We start from the raw sequence: 25,783 nt of genomic DNA, 5'->3' as shown, positions 1-25,783 counted from the left end.
GAGCGGGAGGACGCCGTGAGCAGCAGTGATTGGGTCAGCACCTCCGCGCCGTACCTGACTCCCCGGGAGGGGGGCCGAAGTGACGCGTGGAGCGAGGAAACAGCGGCGCGCGGGCGGCGCGGCCGGCAGCGGATCGTCCACGCCGGGGAGGTTCCGGCACCGGCGGACGTCGCCGAACTGCTGGGCACCACCAGGGGACAGGTGGTCGTCGTGCGCCGGAGGATCATGTATCTGGACGACCGGCCCTGCGAGTTGACGGACACGTACTATCCCGCGCACATCGCGTCCGGCACCCGTCTGGCCGGCACGGCGAAGATCCCCGGCGGCGCCGTGACGCTCCTGGCCGAACTCGGCCACGCGGGCGCGCTGGCGCGCGAGGACGTCACGGCCGGAATGCCGGACGCGGAGGAGCGCGGGCTGTTGCGCACGGGCCCGGACGAGCCGGTGTTACGGCTGACGCGGGTCACGCTGGACGGCGCGGGACGCCCGATCCAGGTCGACAAGATGACCATGCCGGCGGGGCGCCAGCGGCTTCGTTACGAACTCCGGATTGGATGATCTTGCCCAGAACCACTCCCCCCATCGAGGCGGATGCCGCGGACCCCCGCTCGCTGCACGAGCGCATCGCCGCCGATCTGCGCGACGAGATCATGAGCGGGGACCTGGCGCCGGGCGCCAACCTGCCGTCCACGGCCCAGCTCACCAGCCGGTTCGGCGCCTCCAACGCGACCGTGCAGAAGGCCGTCGCGCTGCTGAAGGAGGAACGCCTGGTCGTCGGCCGCGCGGGCGCGGGCGTCACCGTGCGCGAGCACCGGCAGCGCACCGTGCGGCCCGCCGCGTACATGGCCCCGGCGGCGGCCGGGGAGCCGTACCGCTGGCTGGCCGAGGCCGAGCGGCTGGGCCTGCGCGCGCGGGGCGAGTTGCTGGAGGTGGGCGAGACGACGCCGCCCGCGGACGCCGCCGCCGCGCTCCGGCTCGCGCCCGGCGAACGGGCGCTGCTGCGCAGCCAGGTGCTGCTGCTGGACGACGAGCCGGTCGAACTGGTCAAGTCCTACTACCCGTTGGGCATCGTGCGGGGCACCGCCCTGATGGAGCACCGCAGGATAAGGGGCGGCACCCCGACGCTCCTGGCGAAGCTGGGATATCCCCCTCGGCTGAGCGTGGACCGGGTCTCGGCCCGCATCCCGACGCAGGAGCAGTACACGCTGCTGCGGCTGCCGGGCGATCTGCCGGTGCTGCGGACGCTGCGCGTGGTCCACAGCGACGACGACATCGCGATCGAGGCGTCGATCCTGGCCAAGGCGGGCCATCTGTACGAGCTGCGCTACGACTTCGGTCCGTCGTCACCTGGGCAGGGAGACGTCCCGTAGGGCCTCGGTCGCCGCGCGCACCACACCGGGCGGCAGGTCGGCGAAGAGCCTCTCGTGCGCGGCCGAGGTGGCCCGCACGGCGGCCTCGGCCAGCCGCCTGCCCTCGGCGGTGAGGCGGATCAGGGTGCCCCGGCCGTCGGCCGGGTCGTCCTCCCGCTGGACGAGGCCGCGCCCGGTCAGGCGGTTGACGATGTTGCTGGTGCCGCCGGTGGAGAGCAGCAGCGCGCTGCTCAGCTCATTCGGCCGCAGCCGGTAGGGCGTTCCGCAGCGGCGCAGCGCCACCAGCACGTCGAACTCGGCGGGGGTGAGCCCGTACTCCGGCAGCACGCTCCGGGTGGCGGCGGACAGCTCACCCGCCAGCACGGTCACGCGCTTGATCAACTCGGCGGCCGGGCCCAGCACATCCGGCAACTCGGCCTGCCATGCCTCGATCAGCTCGTCCACCGGATCTTTCACATTCAACAGGGTAGGGCACGCGTAGATAGCTTTGAGGAAAGCTTTTACATGAGCGGCCTTCCCCGTCATGGAACTCCTCCTCCATGACGCCCCCGGCCGGGGGTGGTTCACAAGGCGGGCTCTAGCGGCGGCGCACGGTGCGCAGGCCGTGGCCGGGGCGCCAGAACGACACCACCAGCTCGTCGCCCTCGACCGTGGTGCGCACCACCTCCTCCACCGCGGTCCGGAAGAGGTGGAACGGCTCGGGCGGCTCCGTCTCCGCCGCGTAACGGGCCACCAACGCCGGGTCGTTCACCTCGAACGCCCGGCCCGCGATCCGCGCGTCGCCGCCGTCCATGCCGTCCCCGGGGCCCGGGTTGGCGTGAACGGCGAACCGCGGATCGCGCCGCAGGTCCGCCGCCTTCCGCGAGCCACCCATCATTCCCAGCCACAACTCGCCGAATCTGAAGTCCACTTCGAGTCCACTGAGCCGGGGCGCCCCATCGGCCCGCACCGTGGCGAGCACATGGTGCCGGTATCCCGCGAACCGCGTCCGCACGATCCCGGCGAAGTCACGCTCCGCCGTCTCGAAATCCGCCCATGCCGTCGTCATGCCCCTATGCCACCGCGGATACCCGACACCTTCTGTCGGGTATCCGCGCCCTCTTTCACGCATATGCCAGAAGCACCTTCCCTCCATTCCTGGAAGGCTTCCACCCGGAGGAGCGGGAATCGTCGCGAACCGATCAGGCCACGCACCGAACATCACGGAAAAACGAAGGAGAAGCGAGGGATTCGTGCGGCGCTCCACAGGCCGGCGGGGCAAGCCCTGGAAACAACGGGCAGCTCTCTTCACCATTGACCCGCGCGACGCCCGGAAAAGCAGCCGGAAGGCGATCACTCCACACGCCAACTCCGCCACATATCCACATAGGACACACAGAAGGATGGCCGAAAGCCCACCTAAAAAGGCGTGGTAAATAGGGAATCACTACCGCAGCCGATGTGTCACACTTCGGCCAGGGGCCGGGGGGCCGCACCGGATAGGAGTGGTGTATAAGTGAAGGGAGTGGGAGAGCACATGGGAGGAGGAATAATCGGATACATGAGGGTTTTTTTTTTCAAGCAGAAGACGGCATACGAGATTTCTGCCTGTCTCGTGGGCTCGGAGATGTGTATAAGAGGCGGGTATGGGGAAGGGGGGTTCGGGGTGGTTCATCACGGCTGCCGCCGGCGCGCTCGTCCATCGGGCGGCGCAGGGGCGGCGGGATCGCTTCTTCACTGCGTGGAAGATGCCGCCATGTCCGGGCGTGACCGCCCGGGCAGCATGAGGTGACGCGAAACTCCACGCCCGGACGCGTTGACCCGGCGGCCGATGCCCCTCGCGGCACCGCCGTCCGGTGTCCGTCATGCGCGCGCGTCTTCCTTTCACACCTCCAGCGTCACTGTCACGCCACATTCACCTGACAGGATCGAGAAAATGAGCAGAGACAGCAAGCTGCGCAGCGTCCTCTCCGCCGGGACTCCGCGCCGCCGTGTCATGACCGCCGCCGCACTGACGCCCGTACTGGCAGGTTCGATCACGGGTGCCGCCGTGATATCCGGCGACAACAGCTCCAGCCACTCGGACGACATGCTCGAACCGGTGGTGACCCAGGAGTCGGACTGGGAGAAGGTCGCCCGCGCCCTCGGCCGCCCCGGCGACATGCGGCGGGAGATGCTCTGGCACACGGCCTTCCTCCGCGACGACCTGGAGGTGACCTCCCTGGGCTACCCGATCACCTCGTCGCTGGCGCTGGGCACGCATGTGTCGTTCGTCCGTTACAACGACGGCAGCACGATGCTGATGGGTGACCTCGTCGTCAAGGAGGAGGAACTCAACGGGGTGACCGACGCCCTGCGCCGGAACGGCATCGCGCAGACCGCGATCCACAAGCACCTGTTCGCCCACGACCCCTCGGTCCTGTGGACGCACGTCCACGACCACGGGAACGACCCGGTGCGGATGGCGCGCGGCATCCGCGCCGCGATGGACCGCACCTCGACGCCGCCCCCGGCGACGCCGGTCCGCCCCGAACTCGACCTGGACATGGCGGGCATGGACGAGGCGATGGGCATCGAGGGCGTCCAGGACCAGACGGTCTGGAAGTACTCCTTCGTCCGCAGGGAGACGATCAGCGAGAGCCACCTGATCCTGCCGCCCGGCCTCGGCTCGACCACCGCCCTCATCTTCCAGCCGGTGGGCGACGGCAAGGCCATCCTCAGCGGCGATCTGGTGATGATCGCCGACGAGGTCCAGGACACGCTGGTGGCCCTGCGCCGCGGCGGGATCGACATCGTCACGCTGCACAACCACGGCCTGCGGGACGAACCCCGCCTGTTCTTCTTCCACATCTGGGCCGCGGGCGACCCGGTGCGCATCTGCCGGGGCCTGCGCCGCGCGGTGGACACGACCGACGTCGTGCCGCTGCGGTGACGTGCTGGGAGGCCGTGGCGGGATTCGAACCCACGTAACTCGCTTTGCAGGCGAGCCCCTGAACCACTCGGGCACACGGCCATGTGCTGTGGCGTGGTGACGACTCTGCCGCCCCGGCCTCCCGCCGGTCAACGGTGCCGGAAGAAGCGCAACGCGATCGCCAACCGGCGTTCTCGGGGGTTCACACAAGCCCCTACGGGCGGATGAGGAGCTGGTGCTCGAACGTGTAACGCGAGGCCCGGTACAGGTGCGAGCCGAACTCGACGGCGCGGCCGGTGTCGTCGAACGTGGTGCGCCGCATGCTCAGCAGCGGCGCACCCTTCGGCTCGCACAGCAGCTCCGCCTCCTCCCGGGAGGCCGCGCGGGCGCCGATCGACTGGCGGGCGCTGTGCAGGGTGGTGCCGGAGGCCCGCATCAGCCGGTACAGCCCGGTGGCCTCCAGCTCGGCGGCGGTCGGCTCCAACGTGCGCGGCGGCAGGAAGTTCCGCAGGTAGGCGATGGGGTCGTCGTGCGTGAGACGGAGGCGCTCGATGCGGTGCACCTCCGCGCCCTCCGGCACACCGAGGGCCGCGGCCACCTCGCCGGGGGCCGGCACCAGGGAACAGTCCAGGACCCGGGTGGTGGGCCGCAGGCCGGCGGCTTCCAAGTCCTCGTAGAGACTGCTGAGTTCGAGCGGGCGCCGGACCTGGCTGTGCACGACCTGGGTGCCCACGCCCCGGCGGCGCACCAACAGGCCCTTCTCGACGAGCGCCTGGATGGCCTGACGGACCGTCGGACGGGACAGGCCGAGCCGTCCGGCGAGCTCTATCTCGTTCCCCAGGAGGGTGCCGGGAGGCAACTTGCCGTGCTCGATGGCCTTTTCGAGCTGCTGGGACAACTGGAAGTACAGCGGCACCGGGCTGGTGCGGTCGATGCGAAACGCCACATCCACCGGGTCCTCCTTCCCACGTTCGGAGCCTACCGCCACCCCATGACAACCACCGTCAGGAGAAGAAGGGCGGCCGATCGATCATGCGGACCGGCACCCGCCGGCCCGTCCGCTGGGCCTCGATCCCGGCCTCGCAGGCCGCGGCGACCGCGTAACCGTCCCAGGTGCCGGGCCCGGTGACCCGGCCGCGCCGCGTCGCGTCCACCCACGCCCGCACCTCGCGGTCGTAGGCGGCGGTGAAGCGGGCGAGGAAGTCGGGCGCGATGGCGCCGCCCCACCGGCCGTTCACGTTCGTCATCAGGCCGTGCGCCTCACCGATCCGCGCGGTGCCGCGCTCGCACACCGCCTCGGCCTGTACCTGATAGCCGAACCCGCTGGTCACGAAGATCTCCACGTCCACGACCGCGCCCGCGTCGGTCTCGAAGACGACGAACTGCGGGTCCCCGAGCCCCGCCGGGGCGTGCCCGTTCGGCGTCGGGCGCAGCACCTGGACGGCCGTGATCTCCTGGCCCAGCAGCCAGCGCGCCGCGTCGAACTCGTGCGAAACCGAGTCGTTGATCAGCATCTCGTCCGTGAAGTACCGGTGGACGGACACGTTGCGGTGGCGACAGTGCAGCATCAGCGGGCGACCCAGTTCGCCGCTGTCCAGCAGCGCCTTGAGCTGGAGGTACTCGGCGTCGTACCGCCGCATGTACCCGACCTGTATCCGCCGGTGTCCCAGGCGGAGTTCGGCCTCCAGCACCCGCAGCGCGCTCTCGCTGCCCGTGGTCAGCGGCTTCTCGCACAGCACCGGCAGGTCCCGTTCGAGAGCGGCGAGCAGCGCCGCCTCGTGCGCGACGCCGGGGGAGGCGATCAGCACCGCGTCCACGCCGGGCGCGGACATCGCCGCGACCGGGTCGGTATAGGCGCCGCAGCCGTCGATCCCGGCGGCCATGTCCTGGGCGCGCGCCTCGTCGATGTCGGCGACGGCGGCCACCCGGGCGCCGCTGATCACCTCGTCGATGCGGCGCACATGGTCGGCGCCCATCATCCCGGCGCCGATCACGGCGACCCCGAGCCGCCCTCCGGTGGCGTTCGTCATGCGGGACTCCTCAGCTCGCTCGCGTGGTCCGGACGGGGCTCATGCCCCGCACGACGCCAGGAAGCGACGGGTACGGCGGGCCACGGGCAGCGGCCGGTCGGGCGGGCAGGGGTACATGTCCTGTTCCACGATGGCGAAGAGTTCGACGCCCAGGTTCTGCGCCGCCGCCAGGACGGGCGGCAGCGCCGGGACCCCGCCCGGCGGCTCGGTCATCACGCCGCGCCGCACCGCCGAGCCGAACGGCAGCCCCCGGGCCACCACTTCGGCCAGGATCACCGGATCGATCTGCTTGAGGTGGAGATAGCCGATGCGCTCGCCGTAGGTCTCGATGAGCCGGAGGCTGTCCCCGCCGCAGTAGGCGTAGTGCCCGGTGTCCAGGCACAGGGCCACCGAGGCCGGGTCGGTGGCGTCCAGGAAGCGGGTGACGCTCGCCTCGCCCTCCAAGTGCGTGTCGGCGTGCGGGTGGACGACGACCCGCAGGCCGAACTCCTCCCGCACGCGCCGCCCGATGCGCTCCATGCCCGCCGCCAGGTCCGCGAAGGCCGAGGGCGTCAGGCGGCGTTCGTCCGTCAGTTCGCCGGTCAGCGGGTCGCGCCAGAACTCGGGGATCACCACCAGATGCCCGCCGCCCGTCGCCCGGGTGAGCGCCGCGACCCGGGCCACGTGCTCCCAGGTCGCGTCCCAGACGGCGGGTCCCCGGTGCGGGGCGGCGAAGACCGTCCCGGCGGAGATCCGCAGCGCGCGGCGGTCCAGTTCGTCGCGGAGCCGGGCGGGGTCGGTGGGCAGATACCCGTAGGGGCCCAGTTCGATCCACGGATAGCCGGCCTCGGCGACCTCGTCGAGGAAACGCTCCCAGGGGACCTGCCGCGGATCGTCGGCGAACCACACGCCCCACGAGTCCGGTGCCGAGCCGACCCGGATGCGGTCAAGTACCCGCGTCATCGCCGTCCTCCCCCGGCCCGGCCCCGGCGCCGCCACCGGCGGCCTGGCCCAATTCGTGCCGCAGCGCCGCCAGTTCGGCGCCGCCCGCCATGCGGGTGATCAACTCCTCCAGGGACACCGCGCCGCGCGCCGCGCTCAGCTCCACGGCGCCCAGCCGCAGCACCGTGAAGTGGTCGCCGACCAGATAGGCGTGGTGCGGATTGTGCGTGATGAAGACGACGCCCAGGCCACGTTCCCGCGCCGCCACGATGTACTTCAGCACCACACCGGACTGCTTGACGCCCAGCGCCGCCGTGGGCTCGTCCAGCACCAGCACCCGGGCGCCGAAGTGCACGGCGCGGGCGATGGCGACGGACTGCCGCTGGCCGCCGGAGAGCGAACCGACGGGCTGGTCCAGGTCGTCCAGCACGATGCCCATCCCGCGCAGCTCCGCGTCGGCGGTCCGCTTCATGCGGGCGATGTCCAGCCGCTGGAACGGCCCGCGCCCGCGCGTGAGTTCGGAGCCGAGGAAGAAGTTCCGCCAGACCGGCATCAACGGCACGGTGGCCAGGTCCTGGTGGACGGCGGCGATGCCCAGGCCGAGCGCGGCGCGCGGCCCGGAGAGCCGGACCGGCTCGCCGTCGACGCGGAACTCGCCCTCGTCGGGCCGGTGGAGACCGGTGATGATCTTGATGAGGGTGGACTTGCCCGCGCCGTTGTCACCGAGCACGCACGCCACCTCGCCCGCGCGCACGGTGAGCCGGACATCGCTCAGCGCCCGGACGGGCCCGTAACTCTTGCCGACCCCGGCCAGTTCGACCAGCGGGGGAACGGTGCCGGCCGTCATGCCCGCCCCGCCTTCCCGCGCGTCCGCCGGACGGCCGTGGCCCGCCGGCGCACCGAGAGGTTGAGCAGCGTGGCGAGCAGCAGCACCGCGCCCAGGAAGAACATGAACCAGTCGGGGTCCCAGTCCGCGTAGACGATGCCCTGGGAGACCATCCCGAACAGGAACGCGCCCACCACCGGCCCGAAGACGGAGCCGTAGCCGCCGGTGAGCAGACAGCCGCCGATGACGGCCGCCGCGATGTACAGCAGCTCGTTGCCGACGCCGCCGCCCGACTGGACGGTGTTGAACGCGAAGAGCTGGTGCATGCCGACGAACCACGCCGTGAACCCGACCAGCATGAACAGGCTGATCTTGACGAACGCGACCGGCACCCCGACCGCCCGCGCGCTCTCCTGCCCGCCGCCCACGGCGAAGATCCAGTTGCCGTACTTGGTGCGCAGCAGCACCCAGGTCGCCAGACAGGCGAAGCCGATCCACCACAGCACGGTGATCCGCACATCGGTGCCGCCGACCGTGAGGGTCGCCGAGAAGACGTTCCTGGCCTGGTCGAAGCCCTCCATGTCGCTGATGGAGTCGGTCGCCACGGTTCCGGTGATCGCCTTGGTGAGGGCGAGGTTGAGGCCCTGGAGCATCAGGAACGTCCCCAGCGTGATCAGGAAGCTGGGCAGCCCGGTCCGCACCAGCATCACGCCGTTGAACGCGCCGATCGCCAGGGAGAGCACGAGGGCGACGAGCACGCCCGTCCACACGTTGAGGGTGAGCTGGAAGGCGACCATGCTCGCGGTCAGCGCCGAGGAGACGACGGCGACGCCCGCCGACAGGTCGAACTCGCCGCCGATCATCAGCAGTGCCACGGACAGGCCCACGATGCCGAGCGTGGACGACTGGTAGAGCACGGTGGACAGCGAGTCGAGCTGCCGGAAGGCCGGGGCGGCGGCGTAGAAGAGGACGTAGACCGCCAACGCGCCGATCAGCACGCCCGTTTCGGGACGGGCCAGCAGGCGGCGGGCACGGCCCTCCCGGCCGAGGGAGCCGGCGGGCGGGGCATCGGAGCCGGCGGGCGCGGCGGCGCGGTTCACGCGGCTCACCTCGTGCCGTTCCCGGCGAACGCGGCGATCTCCTCGATGTTCTCCGCGTCCACGAACGCCGGTCCGGTGAGCACGGGTTGGACGCCGCCGCCGCTGAAATTGCCGTTGGTGTGGAAGAGCCACAGCGCGTCGATCGCCAGATAGCCCTGGAGGTAGGGCTGCTGGTCGACGGCGAACTCGATGTCCCCGTTCTCGATCGCCGTCACCAGCTCGGCGTTGAGGTCGAAGGTGGCTATCCGCGCCTCGCTGCCCGCGTCGTCCACCGAGCCCACGGCGGCCAGCGCGAACGGGGCCCCCAGCGCCACCACGTAGTCGATCGAGGACTCCTGCCGCAGCTTGGCCTCGATGGTGGAGCGCACCGACGGCATGTCGGTACCGTCCACGTAGAGGATCTCGCTCTCCCCCTCGAACGTCTCGGCCACGCCCGCGCAGCGCGCCTCCTGGTCGACGTGGCCCTGCTCGTGGATGACGCAGACGGCGTGCCCGGCCCCGGCCGCGTTGAGCCGCTCGCCGAACGCCTCGCCCGTCAGGCGTTCGTCCTGGCCGAAGTAGGAGAGCAGGCCCAGCTCCCGCCAGGCGTCCATCCCGGAGTTGAGGCCGACGACCGGGATGCCCGCCTCCTCGGCCCGCCGGACGGCGTCGGCGAGGGCCTCGGGGTCGGGGAGGGACACCGCGATGCCGTCCACGTCCTGGTCGACGGCGTTCTCGATGAGGGCCGCCTGCCCGGAGACCTCGGCGTCGCCGGCGTAGACCAGCTCGGCGTTGCTCTTGTAGGCGGCGTCCTCGGCGCCCGCCCGGACGGTGTCCCAGAAGGTGTCGCCGGTCCCGCCGTGGGTGATCAGCGCGACCTTCATCCGTGCCGTGTCGGCCTGGCCCATGGCGTTCGCCGCGTCCTCGGCGGCCTCCTGGGCGCGCCGGCCGCCCGTGTCGCTGGTGCAGGCGGACAGCAGCAGCGCCCCGAGGGCGCAGGCCGCCACCGGCACGGCGTACCGGGAGGTGTTCATCGTCCGGACCCCACTTCGCTGTGAGAGCTGAGAGACACCACGACACCACGCGTCGCTGGTCGGGACGATACTGCCCACCACAAGCCCTATTGTCCATATGTCAGGACAAATTGTTGACAGGGATGCGGTCCGGCATTACATCTGAGAGGTGTTCCACGGTGACCAGCCGATCCACCGACCCGCCGATCCGCCGAAGGGACGCCGTCATGGCCGGACCAGCCGGACCGTTCGACGTCATCACCATGGGACGCGTCGGGGTGGACATCTACCCGCTCCAGACGGGAGTACCGCTCGCGGATGTCGAGACCTTCGGGAAGTTCCTCGGCGGCTCCCCCACCAATGTGGCCGTCGCCGCCGCCCGCCTCGGCCGTTCGGTCGCGGTCGTCACCCGCACCGGGCGGGACCCGTTCGGCGTCTACTGCCGTCGCGCGCTGCGGGAGTTCGGCGTGGACGACCGCTGGGTGACCGAAGTGCCGGACCACCCGACGCCCGTCACGTTCTGCGAGATCTTCCCGCCCGACGACTTCCCGCTGTACTTCTACCGCCGCCCCACGGCACCCGACTTGATCATCCACCCGCACGAACTCGACCTGGCGGCCATCGCGTCGGCCCGCGTCTTCTGGATGACCGGCACCGGACTGTGCGCCGAGCCCAGCCGCGCCGCGACCCTCACCGCCCTCGCCGCCCGCCGCGCCGAGGCCCGACCCGGCCAGGTCGCCACCGTCTTCGACCTCGACTGGCGGCCCATGTTCTGGCCGGCCGGCTCCGCCGCGCGGGCCCGCGCCCCCTACCGCGAGGCACTCGCCCACGCGACCGTCGCGGTCGGCAACCTCGCCGAGGGCGAGGGCGCCACCGGCGAACGCGAGCCCCGCGCCTGCGCCGAGGCCCTGCTCGACGCGGGCGTACGGCTGGCCGTCGTCAAGCGCGGACCGGCCGGCGTCCTGGCCGTGGACCGCGACGGCACCGTGACCGAGGTGCCCCCGCACCCCGTCGAGGTGGTCAACGGCCTCGGCGCGGGCGACGCGTTCGGCGGGGCGCTCTGCCACGGGCTGCTGGCCGACTGGGCACAGGACCGCGTGATCCGCTACGCCAACGCGGCCGGCGCCATCGTCGCCGGACGGCTCGCCTGCTCGGCCGCCATGCCCCACGCCGCCGAGGTCGACGCCCTCCTCGCCACCGCCACCGGCCCGCCCCCCGGCTCCACCCCACCGTCAGGAGAGCCCAGTTGAGCATCAGCGTCTCCGAGATCACCACCGTGCGCGCCCGGCACCCCGAGGCCATCGCCGAGGCCGCCGCCCGCCGGCGCCGCCGCCCGTTCCTGGGCGAGCACGGCCGCCTGTTGATCGTCGCCGCCGACCACCCGGCGCGCGGCGCGCTCGGCGTCGGGGACCGCAGGCTCGCCATGGCCGACCGCGCCGATCTGCTGGAACGCCTGACGCTCGCCCTCTCCCGCCCCGGCGTCGACGGGGTCCTCGCCACCGCCGACATCCTGGACGACCTGCTGCTGCTCGGCGCGCTGGACCGCAGACTCGCCATCGGCTCGATGAACCGGGGCGGCCTGGCCGGCGCCGCCTTCGAACTCGACGACCGCTTCACCGGCCACCGCGCCGAGTCCCTCCAGCGGCTCGGTTTCGACGGCGGGAAGCTGCTGCTCCGCATCGACTACGCCGACACCGGCTCGCTCACCACCCTCCACGCCACCGCCCGCGCCATCGACGAGATGGCCGAACGCCGCCTGCCCGTCTTCGTGGAGCCTTTCCTCTGCCGCCGGGTGGGCGGCAAAGTGAGCACCGACCTGAGCGCCGAGGCGGTCGCCACGTCCATCGCCATCGCCTCCGGCCTCGGCGGCACCTCGGCCTACACCTGGCTCAAGGTGCCGGTCACCGCGGACGCCGAGCAGATGGGACGCGTGATGGAGACCTCCACCCTGCCCGCCGTGCTCCTCGGCGGCGACACCGGCCACGACCGGGACACCACCTTCGAGCGGTGGCGCGAGGCGCTGCGCCTGCCCACCGTGCGGGGCCTCGTCGCCGGGCGCTCCCTGCTCTACCCGGCCGACGACGACGTGGCGGGCGCCGTGGACACCGCCGCCGGACTGCTGTGACGAGCGAGGAGCTGTGACGACCGAGGACCCGTGACGACCGAGAAGCTGTGACGACCGAGGAGGAGCGACCGCCGCCCATGACCACCAGCCCCGGAGAGCCGGACCCCGGCTCCCGCCACCACCTGCCCGCCGGTTCGGCCGCCGCCGGCCCGTACAGCCTCGCCGTCTCGCCCGAGAGCGCCGGCTGGGGCTTCTCCTCGCTGCGCGTGCTGCCCCTCGCCGCCGGAGCGGACCACACGTTCCGCACCGGGGACAGCGAGTGGATCGTGCTGCCGCTGGCCGGGAGCTGCGCGGTGACCGTGCCCGGCGAGCACGCCGCGTTCGCCCTGCGCGGCCGGGCCGACGTCTTCGCGGGCGTCAGCGACTTCGCCTACGTGCCGCGCGACGCCGAGGCGACCGTCTCCTCCCCCGGCGGCGGCCGGTTCGCCCTGGCCGGGGCGCGGTGCGCCCACCGGCTGCCCGCCCGCCGGGGCGACGCCGGGGCCGTCCCCGTCGAGCTGCGCGGCGCCGGGCCCTGCACCCGCCAGGTGCGGAACTTCGCGGCGGCCGACGTCTTCGAGGCGGACCGGCTGATCGCCGTCGAGGTCATCACCCCCGGCGGGAACTGGTCCTCCTACCCCCCGCACAAGCACGACGAGTCCCGCCCCGGCGAGGAGTCGCGGCTGGAGGAGATCTACTACTACGAGGTCGCGCCCGCGCCGGGCGGCGCCCAGGGCGTGGGCTACCAGCGGGTGACGCCCTCCGGCCGGGGCACCGGCACCGATCTGCTGGCCGAAGTACGCACCGGTGACGTCGTGTTGATCCCCGACGGCTGGCACGGTCCGGCCATCGCCACCCCCGGCCACACCTTGTACTACCTCAACGTGATGGCCGGGCCCGACGCCGAACGCCAGTGGCTCATCAGCGATCACCCCGACCACGCCTGGATCAGGGACACCTGGGCGGAGCAGCCGCCCGACCCTCGGCTGCTCCCCCTGGCACCGGAGGCCCGCCCATGACCGAGCAGCACGTCCGACTCACCGTCGCGCAGGCCCTGATCCGCTTCCTGGCGCACCAGTTCACCGAACGGGACGGCGTACGGCACCGGTTGATCGACTCCTGCTGGGGGATCTTCGGCCACGGCAACGTCGCCGGGATCGGGCAGGCGCTGGTCGAGAGCGGCCAGGGGCCCGGCGCCCCGTTCCCGTTCCGCCAGGGCCGCAACGAACAGGCCATGGTGCACGCCGCCGTCGGCTTCGCCCGCCAGCGCAACCGCCTCTCCGCCCAGGCCGTGACCACCTCCATCGGCCCCGGCGCCACCAACCTCGTCACCGGCGCCGCCCTGGCCACCGTCAACCGGCTGCCCGCACTCCTGCTGCCGGGCGACGCGTTCGCCACCCGCCCCGCCGATCCGGTGCTCCAGCAGCTCGAACACCCCCTGGCGGGCGACGTGTCCGTCAACGACGCGCTGCGCCCGGTCAGTCGGTGGTTCGACCGGGTTCACCGGCCCGAGGCGCTGATCCCCGCCGCCCTCGCCGCCGCGCGGGTGCTGGCCGACCCGGTCGAGACCGGCGCGGTGACCCTCGCGCTGCCGCAGGACGTGCAGACCGAGGCGTACGACTGGCCGGCCGCGTTCCTCGCCGAACGCGTCTGGCGCGTGCCCCGGGCCGTCCCGGACCCCGACGCGCTCGCCGCCGCCGTCCGGGCCGTCCGGGCCGCCCGCCGCCCGCTGCTGATCGCGGGCGGCGGGGTGCACCACAGCGAGGCGGAGGACGCGCTGCGCGCCCTGGCCGACGCGACCGGCATCCCGGTGGCGTCCACCCAGGCCGGGAAGGGATCCCTGCGCCACGACCACCCCTGCGACGTGGGCGGCGTCGGCCACACCGGCACGGCGGTGGCCGACGACCTGGCCCGCGCCGCGGATCTGGTGATCGGCGTCGGCACCCGGTACACCGACTTCACCACCGCCTCCGGCACCCTCTTCGCCGCGCCCGGGGTCCGCTTCGTCAACCTCACCGTCTCCCCCGCCGACGCGCACAAGCTCGGCGGCCTGGCCCTGGTCGCCGACGCCCGCGCCGGCCTCACCGCGCTGAGAGGCGCCCTCGCCGGGCACCGCGTCGACCCCGGGTACGCCGCCGAGTACCGCGCGGGCAAGGCCCGTTGGGACCGGGTGGTGGACGCGGCCCTCACCCCCCGCGCCCCGGACGCCCGCCCCACCCAGACCGAGGTGATCGGCGCGCTGGACGCGGTCGTCGGCGACGACGACATCATCGTCAACGCGGCCGGCTCCCTCCCCGGCGACCTGCACAAGCTGTGGCGGGCCCGGTCACCGCGCCAGTACCACCTGGAGTACGGGTACTCCTGCATGGGGTACGAGATCCCGGGCGCCATCGGCGTGCGCCTGGCCGCCCCCGGCCGCCCGGTGTGGGCGCTGGTCGGCGACGGCACCTATCTGATGATGCCGACCGAGCTGGTCACCGCCGTCCAGGAGGGCGTGAGCATCAAGGTGTTGCTCGTCCAGAACCACGGATACGCCTCCATCGGCGGCCTGTCGGAGGAGACCGGAGCCGAACGGTTCGGCACCGCCTACCGGTTCCGCGCGCCCGACGGCTCCTACACCGGCGACCCGCTGCCGGTGGACCTCGCCGCCAACGCCGCCTCGCTCGGCCTGACGGTGTTCCGCGCCACGACCTGCCGCGAGCTGCGCGAGGCCCTCGCGGCGGCGCGCGCCCTCGACCGGCCCGTGTGCGTCCCCGTCGAGACGGACACCGCCGCAGGGCCCACCGCCCCGCCCGCGCAGGCGTGGTGGGACGTGCCGGTGGCGGCGACCGCCACCCGCCCGGCGGCGCGGGCGGCCCGCGCGGAGTACGAACGCCGGTCGGCCGCCCGCCGCCGCCACCTGTGAGACCGCACCCCGACGCGGCGCCGGCCCGGACTTCCCACGGAACCGGTGACGCACACCTGCCGCGGCGTCACGGATCGTCAGGGTTCCGCGACAGCCGTCACCGTTACGCGCCTTGCCCGTCACAGATGGTCAACAGACCCATGCGCCACTCCCACCCCGTCGTTCACCGGGCACAGGATCGGTGACCACCGGTCATCACCCCGTCTCACAGCGGGTTTCCGAGGAGGTGCGAAGAGTTGACGGATCGCGGACTCTGGTCGTACAAGGAGATCGCCGCGCATATCCAGGTGCAGCCGGACACCGTGCGCTCCTATCGCAAGCACGGGCTGCTGCCGCCGCCGGACGTGGTGGAGAACGGGCGGCCGTTCTGGTACCCGGACACGATCAAGAAGTGGGTCAGCCGCCGGCCGGGCCATCGGGGTGGGCGGCGGGACTGAGCCCGCCGGAGGGCGGCTCCGCCCGGCCGGCTCTGCTCGCCAACTGGGCCACGCCCGCGACGAGCAGCGAGACGCCGAGGCCGACGAGCAGCGCCGACCAGGTGCCGCCCAGAGCGGAGCCGCCCCAGTAGCCGAGGGCGACGCTGTAGGACGCCCAGACGATCTCGGCGAGTCCGGCGCCCAGCAGGTAACGCCCGGACCCGAACCGGACGACGGCGGCGGTGAGGCCGCCGACCAGCCGCCCGCTGGGCAGGAACCGGACGCCGACGACGAACGGCACGCCGTGGGTGCGGAACCGGCCGGACGTCCAGGCGAGGACCGCCTCGCGGCGGGAGGTGCGGGTCAGCCACCGGACGACCCGTCCGCCGGCCAGCCGCCCGATGCCGTACACCGCGGCGTCGCCCGCCAGGGCGCTGACGGCGACGACCAACAGGACGAGCCCCAGGCTCAGTTCGCCCGCCTCGGCGAGCGCGCCCGCGGACGCTATCAACGCCGCGTTCGGCACCAGCGGCGGAGCGGTCGTCAGCGCCAGCAGGACGTACATCCACAGTGCGCCGTCCATGCCGAAATCCCCGTTCCGTCGCCTCGGGTCGCTACCCGGTCCCCAACCTGTAAGGCAAAGCTGACACGTTGAGCGGTGAACACGAAAGGGCACTTGGCTCATTCCCGGGACCACACCGGGTTACCCCTAGGGGCGCCGCGACACGGACCCTGACGCCCCGGTAGCCTCATACCCCAGTGGGGTACATCCCCGCGGATGCGCACACACCGGCACAGGGCCGGAGAAGAGCCGAGAATCGAGGCAGACGCCATGAGCACCACGACCTACAAGGTCTCGGGCATGACCTGCGGCCACTGCGAGGGCGCCGTCACCGCCGAGGTGGGGGCCCTCCCGGGCGTGACGGGGGTGACCGCCGTCGCGACCACCGGCCTGGTGACCGTCACCGCCGAGGCCCCGCTCGACGACGAAGCGGTCCGCGCCGCGGTCGACGAGGCCGGCTACGAGCTGATCGGCCGCGCCTGACCACGACGCCAGGGGGGCGGGGGAGGGAAAACGGGAAAGCGCCCCGGCGGCGGGTCCCCCCACAGGGCCCGGCGCGGGGCGCTTCCTGTCGTCCTGCTCAGAGCGTCCCCCCACGGGACCCCGGCTGGACGACTGTCGGCGTGGATCCAGCCGAATCCGCGCCAACTCTGAACGGTTAGACCCACAGCTCCATCAAAGGTTGCACACCAAATGATGTGACCCGCGTCACATCATCGGAGTGCTTCCTAGCGCTGCTCGACCGGCTTGTAGTCGCGCTCCACGACGCCCGTGTAGACCTGGCGCGGGCGGCCGATGCGGGTGCTCGGGTCGGTGATCATCTCGTGCCACTGGGCGATCCAGCCGGGCAGCCGGCCCAGCGCGAACAGCACGGTGAACATGCTGGTCGGGAAGCCCATGGCCCGGTAGATCAGGCCGGTGTAGAAGTCGACGTTCGGGTAGAGGTTGCGCGAGACGAAGTAGTCGTCGCTCAGCGCGCGCTCCTCCAGCGCCAGGGCGATGTCCAGCAGTTCGTCGGACTTGCCGAGGGCGGAGAGGACGTCGTGCGCCGCCGCCTTGATGATCTTCGCCCGGGGGTCGAAGCTCTTGTAGACGCGGTGCCCGAAGCCCATGAGGCGGACGCCCGAGTCCTTGTTCTTCACCTTGCGGATGAAGGAGTCGACGTCGCCGCCCTCCTTCTGGATCGCCTCCAGCATCTCCAGCACGGCCGCGTTGGCGCCGCCGTGGAGGGGGCCCCACAGGGCGTTGACGCCCGCGGAGATGGAGACGAAGAGGTTGGCCTGCGAGGAGCCGACGATCCGCACGGTGGACGCGGAACAGTTCTGCTCGTGGTCGGCGTGCAGGATGAACAGCTTGTCGAGGGCGCCGGCGACCACCGGGTCCGCCACGTATTCCTCGGCCGGGACCGAGAAGGTCATCCGCAGGAAGTTCTCCACGTAGCCCAGGTCGTTGCTCGGGTAGACCAGGGGGTGGCCGATCGCCTTCTTGAAGGCGTAGGCGGCGATCGTGGGCAGCTTGGCGAGCAGGCGGATCGTGGAGAGGTGCCGCTGCCGCTCGTCGAAGGGGTTGTGGCTGTCCTGGTAGAACGTGGACAGGGCGCTGACGACGGAGGAGAGCATCGCCATCGGGTGGGCGTCCCGGGGGAAGCCGTCGTAGAAGCGCTTGACGTCCTCGTGCAGCAGCGTGTGCTGCGTGATCTCGTTGCGGAAGCTCGCCAGCTCGTCCACCGTGGGCAGCTCGCCGTGGATGAGCAGATAGGCCGTCTCCAGGAACGTGCCGTGCTCGGCGAGCTGCTCGATCGGGTACCCCCGGTACCGGAGAATGCCCTTCTCGCCGTCCAGGTACGTGATGGCCGATTTGCACGCCGCTGTATTGCCGTAACCGGAGTCCAGGGTCACCAGACCGGTCTGGGCACGCAGCTTGCCGATGTCGAAGCCCCGGTCACCGACCGTGCTGTCCACCAGCGGGTAGCGGTACTCGTCGTCTCCGTACCGCACTACTACTGCATTGTCTGCATTGTCGCCGTAGCGGTTTTCGCTCACGTCATCCCTCACCGACGTTGTGCCTCTTCCTCGAGGTGCCCTGACTCCTTCCACTGTCCCCCATCTGGAGCCAAGATGTGCACTCGGGGTCGGCCATCCGACCGCAATTTGGCACGCCGTGCCGCGAGAAAATGGACTTTACGTAACCTTACGGAACAATCCCCCCGGCCAGTCGCGCGTCGAGCGCCGTGCACCGGCGACCTGCGGAAACGGCGCGCACGGCCTGACCGAGCGCGCGTGGTGAACCCACGAGCACAACCAGTCGCTTGGCCCGTGTCACCGCGGTGTACAGAAGATTTCGCTGGAGCATCATCCAGGCGCTCATCGTCACCGGAATGACCACACACGGATACTCACTGCCCTGGGACCGGTGAATGGTGACGGCATAGGCGTGGGCCAGCTCGTCCAGCTCCGCGAAGTCGTATCCCACTTCCTCGTCCTCGTCCGTCCGCACGGTCAGCCGCTGTTCGACGGGGTCGAGACCGGTCACCACGCCGACCGTGCCGTTGAAGACGCCGTTGGCGCCCTTCTCGTAGTTGTTCCGGATCTGCGTGACCTTGTCGCCCACGCGGAACACCCGCCCGCCGAACCGCTTCTCCGGCAGCCCCGGCCGCGCCGGGGTGATCGACTGCTGGAGCAGCCCGTTGAGCGTCCCGGCGCCCGCCGGGCCCCGGTGCATCGGCGTCAGCACCTGCACGTCCCGCCGCGGGTCCAGGCCGAACTTCGCGGGGATACGGCGGGCCGCCACGTCCACCGCGAGCCGCCCCGCCTCCTCCGTGTCGTCCTCCACGAAGAGGAAGAAGTCGGACAGACCCCGCGTCACCGGCGGCAGCCCGGAGTTGATCCGGTGCGCGTTGGTCACCACGCCCGACTCCCGCGCCTGCCGGAAGATCTGTGTCAGCCGCACCGCCGGCACCGGCCCCCCGGGCGCCAGCAGATCGCGCAGCACCTCGCCCGCGCCCACCGACGGCAGTTGGTCCACGTCCCCCACCAACAGCAGGTGTGCCCCCGGCGCGACGGCCTTCACCAGCTTGTTCGCCAGCAGCAGGTCCAGCATCGACGCCTCGTCCACCACCACCAGATCCGCGTCCAGCGGCCGGTCCCGGTCGTACGCCGCGTCCCCGCCCGGCTTCAGCGCCAGCAGCCGGTGCACCGTGGACGCCTCCGCCCCCGTCAGCTCCGCCAGCCGCTTCGCCGCCCGGCCGGTCGGCGCGGCCAGCAGTACCTTCGCCCGCTTCGCCCGCGCCAGCTCCACCACCGACCGCACGGTGAACGACTTCCCGCACCCGGGGCCGCCCGTCAGGACCGCCACCTTCTCGGTCAGCGCCAGCCGCACCGCCTGCTCCTGCCCGGGGGCCAGCTCGGCCCCCGTCCGCCGCGCCAGCCACGCCAGCGCCTTCTCCCAGTCCACGTCGCGGAACGCCGCCAGCCGGTCCTCCTCGCTCGCCAGCAGCCGCCGCACCTGCCCGGCCAGCGACAGCTCGGCGCGGTGGAACGGCACCAGGTACACCGCCGTCACCCGCCCCTCGGGACCGCCGGGGCCCTCGGGATCGGGCACGGCCTCCCGCACCACGCCCTCCGGCTCCCCGGCCAGCTCGCCCAGGCAGTCGATCACCAGGCCCGTGTCCACCTGGAGCAGCTTCACCGCGTCCGCGATCAGCCGCTCCTCCGGCAGAAAGCAGTGCCCCTGGTCCGTGGCCTGCGACAGCGCGTACCGCAGCCCGGCCTTCACCCGCTCGGGGCTGTCCTGCGGGATGCCCACGGCCCGCGCGACGCGGTCGGCGGTCAGGAACCCGATGCCCCACACCTCGGCGGCCAGCCGGTACGGCTGGTTCCGCACCACGGAGATCGACGCGTCGCCGTACTTCTTGTAGATCCGCACCGCGATCGACGTGGAGACCTCGACGCCCTGGAGGAAGACCATGACCTCCTTGATGGCCTTCTGCTCCTCCCACGCCGCCGCTATCAGCGCCGTGCGCTTGGGCCCCAGGCCCGGCACCGCGATCAGCCGCCGCGCGTCGGCCTCGATGACGTCCAGCGTCTCGGTGCCGAAGTGCTCCACGATGCGCTCGGCGGTCTTCGGGCCGATGCCCTTGATCAGCCCCGACCCCAGATAGCGCCGGATGCCCTGCACGGTCGCGGGCAGGACCGTCGTGTAGTTCTCCACGGTGAACTGGCGGCCGTACTGCGGGTGCGAGCCCCAACGGCCCGTCATCCGCAGCGACTCCCCCACCTGGGCACCCAGCAGCGAGCCCACCACCGTGAGCAACTCGCCCTCGCCGCGCCCGGTGTCGACACGGGCGACGGTGTACCCGTTCTCCTCGTTGGCGTAGGTGATGCGCTCCAGGACTCCCTCGAGCACCGCCATCGCGCTGTCCGGCATGCGACGACGTTAGCCGCCGCCTCCGACAGTTCCGAAGGGCCTGGCCCCCCCAGGTCCAGGCCCTTCGATCCCCTCCTGCCATACGAGACCCACGACGGACCGGAATGGTTGCACGACAGACCGCATTCTTATGCTGTTTTTTCTCGGGTGCGCCCCGGCCCACTCCGCGCCGGGGGAATTTCCCGCCCACCGCGCCACGCTGTCAGGTAACGACGGATCTCCCGGCGTCTTCCCCGGAGGGCACCTGGGATCGTAGGAGGCGCACGATGCACACCGAGGACATCGAGGTCAACGACGACGGTCCGCGCACCACCACCGCGGGCGTCGCCCTCCCACTCACCGACCCGCGCGCACGACGCGCGGCACTGACCGGAGGCAAGGCCGCATCCCTGGCCGAAGCCGCCGGGGCCGGGCTTCCCGTCCTGCCCGGCTTCGTGGTCCTGCCCCCGGGGACCAGCCACCGGGGCCAGGATCTCCGGGACGCCTGGCGGAAGTTGAGCGCCAACGGTAGCACGCCGCTGATCGTGCGCTCGTCGTCGGCCGCCGAGGACACCGAGGACTCCTCCATGGCCGGCCAGTTCACCTCCGTCCTCGACGTACGCGGCTGGGACGCCTTCCGCGACGCCCTGCGCACCGTGCGGGCGTCGTCGGCGGAGCCCATGGCCGTGCTGGTCCAGCCGATGGTCAGGTCCCGCGTCGGCGGTGTGCTCTTCGGCGCCGACCCGGTGGCCGGCCGCACCGACCGGCTGCTGGTCAGCGTGGTGCCCGGCGGACCCGACACCCTGGTCAGCGGCGAGCGGCCGGGCACCGAGTTCCTCCTCACGCGGCACGGCAGGCTGCTGCGCACCGAGCCGGGCGACCCGGCGGACCGCCTGCTCCACACCGCGGAGCTGCACCGTCTGACCACGCCCGCCCGCCGGACGCGCCATGTCTTCGGCCGTCCGCAGGACATGGAGTTCGGCTTCGACGAGGAGACCGGCCGGCTCTGGCTGTTCCAGTCGCGCCCCATCCCCGCCATGGCGCCGCGCCCGGCCCGCCGGGCGCGGCTGCTGGGCCCGGGGCCGGTCGCCGAGACCCTTCCGGGGCTGCTGCGCCCGCTGGAGGAGGACCTGTGGGTGGTGCCCATGGCCCACGGCCTGGCGACCGCCCTCGACCTCGGCGGCACCGCCGCCCGGCACACGCTGCGCACCACGCCCGTCGTCACCGCCGTCGCCGGGCACGCCGTCGCCGATCTGGCCCTGCTGGGCATGGTGCCGCCCCGGCACCGGTGGCTCGCCCTCCTCGACCCGCTGCCCGCCGCTCGCCGCCTCGGCGCCGCCTGGCGCGTGGGCCGGCTGCGCTCGTCGCTGCCGCACCTGGCGACCGCCCTCCTCGCCGACGTGGACCGGCAGTTGTCCGAGGCGCCGCCCCCGTCCGCGCTGTCCCCGGCCGGCCTGACCGCCGCCCTGCGCTGGAGCCGCGGCGCCCTCGTCGCCCTCCACGCGCAGGAGGCCCTGGCCGGCGCGCTCCTCACCGACGACCGGCCCGGCTCCACGGCCGCCGCCGCGGCGCTGGCCGCGCTCCACCACGGCCGCGCCGAGGGGCTGACCGACGCGCAGACCGTGGCCGCGCGGCCCGAGGTGCTCGCCCTGATACCGCCCAGCCTGACCGAGCCGCCGCGGCTCCCGGCGCGCGGCGTCGCGGGCACCGGCCCCGGCACCGGCACCCCCACGCCGAGGGAGGCGCTGCGGATGCGGATCAGGTGGGTGCAGGAGTTCCAGGTGGCGCTGGTCCGCGAAGTCGCCGCGCACAGCGTGGACGTGAGCCTGATCGCGCTGCTGCGCTGGCCGGAGCTGGTGACCGTCGCGGAGGGCGGCCCGCTGCCGGCCGACCTGGCGCAGCGGCGGGCGCCCCAGGAGGGGACGCCGCTGCCGGACGCGTTCCGCCTGGCGGACGACGGTACCGTCGTCGCCCGCCGCGCCCCCGGGCGGGCGGACGGCCGCGGCGGCCAGGGCGTCTCCGGCGGACGCGCCGAGGGCGGCGCCTGGGACGGCACCGGGCAGCCGCCGCGGGACGCGGTGCTGGTCGTGCGGAACCTGGACCCGGCCCTGGCCCCGCTGCTGCCCCTCCTGACCGGGCTGATCGCGCAGACCGGCAGCCCGCTGTCGCATCTGGCGGTGCTGGCCCGCGAGCTGGGGCTCCCGGTGGTGACCGGCACGACCGGCGCGGTGGACCGTTATCCACCGGGCACCCGCCTGCTGCTGGACGGCGCGACCGGCGAGATCGGCGTCCGGGAGCACGCCGGGCAGGGGGCGTCGTCATGAGGGGCGCGCGCCTGGCCGGATATCTCTTCGGCGGCGCCGCCGCGTCGGGCGCCGCGCTCTATCTGGTGATCTACCTGTACCGCTGGCAGTGGCAGCGGGCCATCATGTGCGGCGTTCTGCTGCTGGTCGTGGAGGTGCTGCTGCTCGGGCTGGCGGCGCTGGACCGTGTCTCCCGCCTGGAGCAGCGGATCAAGGACGGCGACCGGCGACAGGACGAGATCCTCGCGCAGCTCCGCCAGGCCGACCGCGAGACGGGCGGCGGCCGTCCGGCCGGGGGCGGGCCCCGGTTCGCGTGGCTGGGCGACGGCGAGGGGCGGACGTTCGTCTTCGTGCCGGTCCTGATGGCCACGGGCGTGGCGCTGTCCGGCCTGGCCTGGGTGGTGGAGCGCGTGGCGCGGGCGACCGTGCGGCCCGCGGCGCGGCGGCGCCTGGCCGGGCGGCTGGCCCCGCTCGCGGCCCCGCCCGGCGGGCTCCACGGCGCGGTGCCCGATCTCCCCGACCGGCCGGCCCTCGGCTCCGGCCCGCCGCGCGGCCGGGTGCGGCGGGTGGCGGCCGCGGCCCTGGCGGTGGCGGCGTGCGCCGGCCTGTTCGCCGGGCTCCAGGCGATGACCGAGACCCAGCCGCCCGAGCGCGGCGGGAGCCGGGCGACGTCGCTGCTGTTCACCGTCGACGGCAACGGGGTCGACGCCTCCCGCGCCTCCCTGGCCGCCGAGCAGATGTGGGAACGCTGCCGCGACGCCACGGCGGTGCCGCTGGTCCAGGCCGGGATGACGTCCCTGGACGACGGCCTGTTCGCGGCGACGATCCACCCGTCCCTGAGCGAGCACGACGAACTCCGCCTGCGCGGCTGCCTGGAGGACGCCGGCGTGGACCGCGTCCAGCTCCATGTCCTCGGCACCGGCTCCATAGAGACCGGCTGACGCCAGACCCGCGCCGAGCACCCCGATCGCCGGTCACCCCGCCGGGGCCCTCGCCGTGAGCGCCCCGGCCCCGCCGATTCCCGCAGGCCCGGCGGGCTCGCGCGCCGTCGGCCGTTCCGGCAACGCCCTTGGCCCGCACCGGGCATGGCCGGCTCCGTGCCGCGACCCGGCGCGGGAGCCGGCGTGCGACACCCTCCCCACCCCTTTCGCACCTTTCGCCCGGCTCCGTACCGTTCACCCCTTACGATGCTGCATGCCGCTCGCACAGACGCCGGCACGGACGAAAGGGCCGGGAGACGCCATGCACGGTTTGGAGACGACCAGGTCCGGGCGGCCGGCACCGGGGAAGCCGCGGACCGACCGTGTCGTCTTCGGCGTCGCCGCCGCGCTGACCCTCGCCTTCGTGCTCTGGGGCTGCCTCGCCACCGACTCGCTCGCCGACGTCTCCGCCGACGCGCTCGACAGCGTCATCCACAACGCCGGCTGGGTGTTCGTCCTCGTCTCCTCCGGCCTCGTCGTCTTCGCCCTCTGGCTCGCCATCAGCCGCTACGGCCGGGTCACCCTGGGCGAGGAGGGCGAGGAGCCCGAGTTCCGCACGGTGTCCTGGGTGGCGATGATGTTCAGCGCCGGCATGGGCATCGGCCTGATGTTCTACGGCGTGAGCGAGCCGCTCAGCCACTTCGCCACCCCGCCGCCCGGCACCGCGCCGCTGGACACCGGTGAGCGCATGGCCACGGCGATGGCCACCACCCTCTTCCACTGGACCGTCCACCCCTGGGCGATCTACGCGGTGGCGGGCCTGGCCATCGCCTACAGCGCGTTCCGGCGCGGACGCCGGCAGACCATCAGCGCCGTCTTCACCCCGCTGATGGGCGCGCGGCGCGCGAACGGCCCGGCCGGCCGCGTCATCGACATCCTGGCCATCTTCGCCACCCTCTTCGGCTCCGCCGCCTCCCTCGGCCTCGGCGCCCTCCAGATCGGCGGCGGGGCCGAGCACCTGGGCTGGATGTCGGAGGTCGCGACGGGTGTCCTCGTCGTGATCATCGCCGTGCTGACCGCGGCCTTCGTGCTGTCGGCCGTCTCGGGCATCGACAAGGGCATCCAGTGGCTGTCCAACATCAACATGGTGCTGGCCGGGCTGCTGGCCGTCTTCCTCTTCGTCGCCGGCCCGACCGTGCTGATCCTCGATCTCGTCCCGACCTCGGTCGGCTCCTTCCTCGACGCCCTCCCCGGCATGGCCGCCCGCACCGAGGCCAGCGGGGGCGAGGACATCGGAGGCTGGCTGTCGAGCTGGACGGTCTTCTACTGGGCCTGGTGGATCTCCTGGACGCCGTTCGTCGGCATGTTCATCGCCCGCATCAGCCGGGGCCGGACGATCCGGCAGTTCGTCGGCGGCGTGATCCTGGTGCCCAGCGCCGTCAGCCTGCTGTGGTTCACCGTCTTCGGCGGCACCGCGATGCGCCTGGAGGCGCGCGGCGCGGGCATCACGGACGAGGCCACCACGGAGGGACGGCTGTTCACCGTTCTCCAGGAATACCCGCTGGCGAGCCTGACGACCGTGCTGGTCATGGTCCTGGTCGGCATCTTCTTCGTCTCCGGCGCGGACGCGGCCTCGATCGTCATGGGAACGCTGTCGCAGCACGGCACGCTCACGCCGCACCACCTGATCGTCGTGTTCTGGGGCGTGGTCACCGGCGCCGTCGCCGCCGTCATGCTGCTCATCGGCGGCGGCGGGTCCGACGCCCTGGACGGCCTCCAGAACCTGACGATCCTCGCCGCCGTGCCGTTCACCCTGGTCCTGATCGGCCTCGGCGCGGCCCTCATGCGCGACCTGCGCCAGGACACGGTCATCGTGCGCGGCGAGCAGGCGGAGGAGGCCGTGGAGATGGCGGTCATCGCGGGCCACGAGCGGTACGCGGGCGACTTCGAGATCCGCATCGGCCCCGGCACGGGCGAGATCGACATCAGCTCGACGCACCCGGAGAAGCCACCGCCGGAACGGTGACCCGCGACCGCTCC

At 72.6% G+C, this 25,783-nt stretch carries 23 protein-coding genes and 1 tRNA gene; 12 read left to right on the top strand and 12 right to left on the bottom strand.

From position 1 onward, the window contains the following. The first annotated feature begins 15 nt into the window (after positions 1-15). Together BN2279_RS25025 and BN2279_RS25020 are read left to right on the top strand one after the other, a co-directional pair. Complete coding sequence (locus tag BN2279_RS25025; RefSeq protein ID WP_059013307.1) at positions 16-558, top strand: UTRA domain-containing protein; 543 nt, start codon at positions 16-18, stop codon at positions 556-558. After that, entirely contained in the window at positions 555-1,370 is an 816-nt protein-coding gene (locus BN2279_RS25020; RefSeq protein ID WP_059013306.1) for a GntR family transcriptional regulator, read from the top strand. Before BN2279_RS25025 ends, BN2279_RS25020 begins: the two co-directional genes overlap by 4 nt. On the opposite strand, the gene BN2279_RS25015 is transcribed toward BN2279_RS25020, so the two are convergent. Next, entirely contained in the window at positions 1,344-1,826 is a 483-nt protein-coding gene (locus BN2279_RS25015; protein ID WP_059013305.1) for a MarR family winged helix-turn-helix transcriptional regulator, read from the bottom strand. The two genes, BN2279_RS25020 and BN2279_RS25015, sit on opposite strands and share 27 nt — an antisense overlap. 121 nt (positions 1,827-1,947) lie before the next feature. Continuing rightward, the gene (locus BN2279_RS25010) at positions 1,948-2,418 is read right to left on the bottom strand and encodes a pyridoxamine 5'-phosphate oxidase family protein (protein ID WP_059013304.1); all 471 of its coding nucleotides are present in this window, start codon (positions 2,416-2,418) and stop codon (positions 1,948-1,950) included. A gap of 867 nt (positions 2,419-3,285) precedes the next feature. On the opposite strand from BN2279_RS25010, the gene BN2279_RS25005 reads away from it, so the two are divergent. Then, positions 3,286-4,281 (top strand): DUF1259 domain-containing protein, encoded by a 996-nt coding sequence (locus tag BN2279_RS25005; RefSeq protein WP_059013303.1) that lies wholly within the window; start codon positions 3,286-3,288, stop codon positions 4,279-4,281. A gap of 9 nt (positions 4,282-4,290) precedes the next feature. On the opposite strand, the gene BN2279_RS25000 is transcribed toward BN2279_RS25005, so the two are convergent. From BN2279_RS25000 to BN2279_RS24970, 7 genes are all read right to left on the bottom strand, one after another. Further along, positions 4,291-4,362: transfer RNA gene (locus BN2279_RS25000), tRNA-Cys, on the bottom strand. A 112-nt stretch (positions 4,363-4,474) separates the two neighbouring features. Next, positions 4,475-5,212 (bottom strand): GntR family transcriptional regulator, encoded by a 738-nt coding sequence (locus BN2279_RS24995; protein ID WP_079032482.1) that lies wholly within the window; start codon positions 5,210-5,212, stop codon positions 4,475-4,477. Positions 5,213-5,264: 52 nt separating this feature from the next. Beyond that, positions 5,265-6,290 (bottom strand): Gfo/Idh/MocA family protein, encoded by a 1,026-nt coding sequence (locus BN2279_RS24990; RefSeq protein ID WP_059013301.1) that lies wholly within the window; start codon positions 6,288-6,290, stop codon positions 5,265-5,267. A gap of 39 nt (positions 6,291-6,329) precedes the next feature. Further along, positions 6,330-7,232, bottom strand: coding sequence for a sugar phosphate isomerase/epimerase family protein (locus BN2279_RS24985; RefSeq protein WP_059013650.1), 903 nt, complete (start codon positions 7,230-7,232; stop codon positions 6,330-6,332). Further along, complete coding sequence (locus tag BN2279_RS24980; RefSeq protein ID WP_059013300.1) at positions 7,216-8,058, bottom strand: ATP-binding cassette domain-containing protein; 843 nt, start codon at positions 8,056-8,058, stop codon at positions 7,216-7,218. Before BN2279_RS24980 ends, BN2279_RS24985 begins: the two co-directional genes overlap by 17 nt. Next, positions 8,055-9,137 carry an ABC transporter permease gene (locus BN2279_RS24975; RefSeq protein WP_199827792.1) on the bottom strand — a complete coding sequence of 361 codons (1,083 nt, stop codon included), beginning with the start codon at positions 9,135-9,137 and terminating at the stop codon, positions 8,055-8,057. The genes BN2279_RS24980 and BN2279_RS24975 overlap by 4 nt, the downstream gene beginning before the upstream one ends. Before the next feature lie 5 nt (positions 9,138-9,142). Further along, positions 9,143-10,150, bottom strand: coding sequence for a substrate-binding domain-containing protein (locus BN2279_RS24970; RefSeq protein WP_059013298.1), 1,008 nt, complete (start codon positions 10,148-10,150; stop codon positions 9,143-9,145). Positions 10,151-10,356: 206 nt separating this feature from the next. On the opposite strand from BN2279_RS24970, the gene iolC reads away from it, so the two are divergent. The 5 genes from iolC (at position 10,357) to BN2279_RS24945 (ending at position 15,575) form a co-directional block, all read left to right on the top strand. Next, positions 10,357-11,379, top strand: a complete 1,023-nt coding sequence (gene iolC / locus BN2279_RS24965) for a 5-dehydro-2-deoxygluconokinase (RefSeq protein ID WP_059013297.1) — start codon at positions 10,357-10,359, stop codon at positions 11,377-11,379. Then, positions 11,376-12,254: a Cgl0159 family (beta/alpha)8-fold protein gene (locus BN2279_RS24960; RefSeq protein WP_059013296.1), complete on the top strand. Its 879-nt coding sequence runs from the start codon at positions 11,376-11,378 to the stop codon at positions 12,252-12,254. The genes iolC and BN2279_RS24960 overlap by 4 nt, the downstream gene beginning before the upstream one ends. A 77-nt stretch (positions 12,255-12,331) precedes the next feature. Further along, entirely contained in the window at positions 12,332-13,252 is a 921-nt protein-coding gene (gene iolB, locus BN2279_RS24955; protein ID WP_059013295.1) for a 5-deoxy-glucuronate isomerase, read from the top strand. Next, the gene (gene iolD / locus BN2279_RS24950; RefSeq protein ID WP_059013294.1) at positions 13,249-15,138 is read left to right on the top strand and encodes a 3D-(3,5/4)-trihydroxycyclohexane-1,2-dione acylhydrolase (decyclizing); all 1,890 of its coding nucleotides are present in this window, start codon (positions 13,249-13,251) and stop codon (positions 15,136-15,138) included. The genes iolB and iolD overlap by 4 nt, the downstream gene beginning before the upstream one ends. A gap of 236 nt (positions 15,139-15,374) precedes the next feature. Further along, positions 15,375-15,575, top strand: coding sequence for a MerR family transcriptional regulator (locus BN2279_RS24945; protein ID WP_059013293.1), 201 nt, complete (start codon positions 15,375-15,377; stop codon positions 15,573-15,575). On the opposite strand, the gene BN2279_RS24940 is transcribed toward BN2279_RS24945, so the two are convergent. Continuing rightward, positions 15,535-16,137 (bottom strand): DedA family protein, encoded by a 603-nt coding sequence (locus BN2279_RS24940; protein WP_059013292.1) that lies wholly within the window; start codon positions 16,135-16,137, stop codon positions 15,535-15,537. The genes BN2279_RS24945 and BN2279_RS24940 overlap by 41 nt on opposite strands. Positions 16,138-16,332: 195 nt before the next feature. Between BN2279_RS24940 and BN2279_RS24935 the strand changes: the two genes are divergently transcribed. Continuing rightward, complete coding sequence (locus BN2279_RS24935) at positions 16,333-16,599, top strand: heavy-metal-associated domain-containing protein (protein WP_059013291.1); 267 nt, start codon at positions 16,333-16,335, stop codon at positions 16,597-16,599. Positions 16,600-16,844: 245 nt separating this feature from the next. Here the strand turns inward: BN2279_RS24935 and BN2279_RS24930 are convergent, their stop codons facing one another. Together BN2279_RS24930 and recD2 are read right to left on the bottom strand one after the other, a co-directional pair. Then, the gene (locus BN2279_RS24930; RefSeq protein ID WP_407702302.1) at positions 16,845-18,170 is read right to left on the bottom strand and encodes a citrate synthase; all 1,326 of its coding nucleotides are present in this window, start codon (positions 18,168-18,170) and stop codon (positions 16,845-16,847) included. Positions 18,171-18,306: 136 nt separating this feature from the next. Next, complete coding sequence (gene recD2 / locus BN2279_RS24925) at positions 18,307-20,541, bottom strand: SF1B family DNA helicase RecD2 (RefSeq protein ID WP_059013289.1); 2,235 nt, start codon at positions 20,539-20,541, stop codon at positions 18,307-18,309. A gap of 266 nt (positions 20,542-20,807) precedes the next feature. Here recD2 and BN2279_RS24920 point away from each other — a divergent pair, with 266 nt between their 5' ends. The 3 genes from BN2279_RS24920 to BN2279_RS24910 all read left to right on the top strand — a co-directional run bounded on the left by BN2279_RS24920 (position 20,808) and on the right by BN2279_RS24910 (position 25,769). After that, positions 20,808-22,844, top strand: coding sequence for a PEP/pyruvate-binding domain-containing protein (locus tag BN2279_RS24920; RefSeq protein WP_059013288.1), 2,037 nt, complete (start codon positions 20,808-20,810; stop codon positions 22,842-22,844). After that, positions 22,841-23,764: a hypothetical protein gene (locus BN2279_RS24915; RefSeq protein WP_059013287.1), complete on the top strand. Its 924-nt coding sequence runs from the start codon at positions 22,841-22,843 to the stop codon at positions 23,762-23,764. The genes BN2279_RS24920 and BN2279_RS24915 overlap by 4 nt, the downstream gene beginning before the upstream one ends. A 301-nt stretch (positions 23,765-24,065) precedes the next feature. Beyond that, positions 24,066-25,769: a BCCT family transporter gene (locus BN2279_RS24910; protein ID WP_059013286.1), complete on the top strand. Its 1,704-nt coding sequence runs from the start codon at positions 24,066-24,068 to the stop codon at positions 25,767-25,769. Positions 25,770-25,783: the final 14 nt, after the last annotated feature.

It is taken from the genome of Streptomyces specialis (assembly GCF_001493375.1).
Taxonomy (GTDB): domain Bacteria; phylum Actinomycetota; class Actinomycetes; order Streptomycetales; family Streptomycetaceae; genus Streptomyces; species Streptomyces specialis.
Note: the sequence above shows the minus strand (reverse complement) of the source record. Positions and strands in the feature narration are given on the sequence as shown.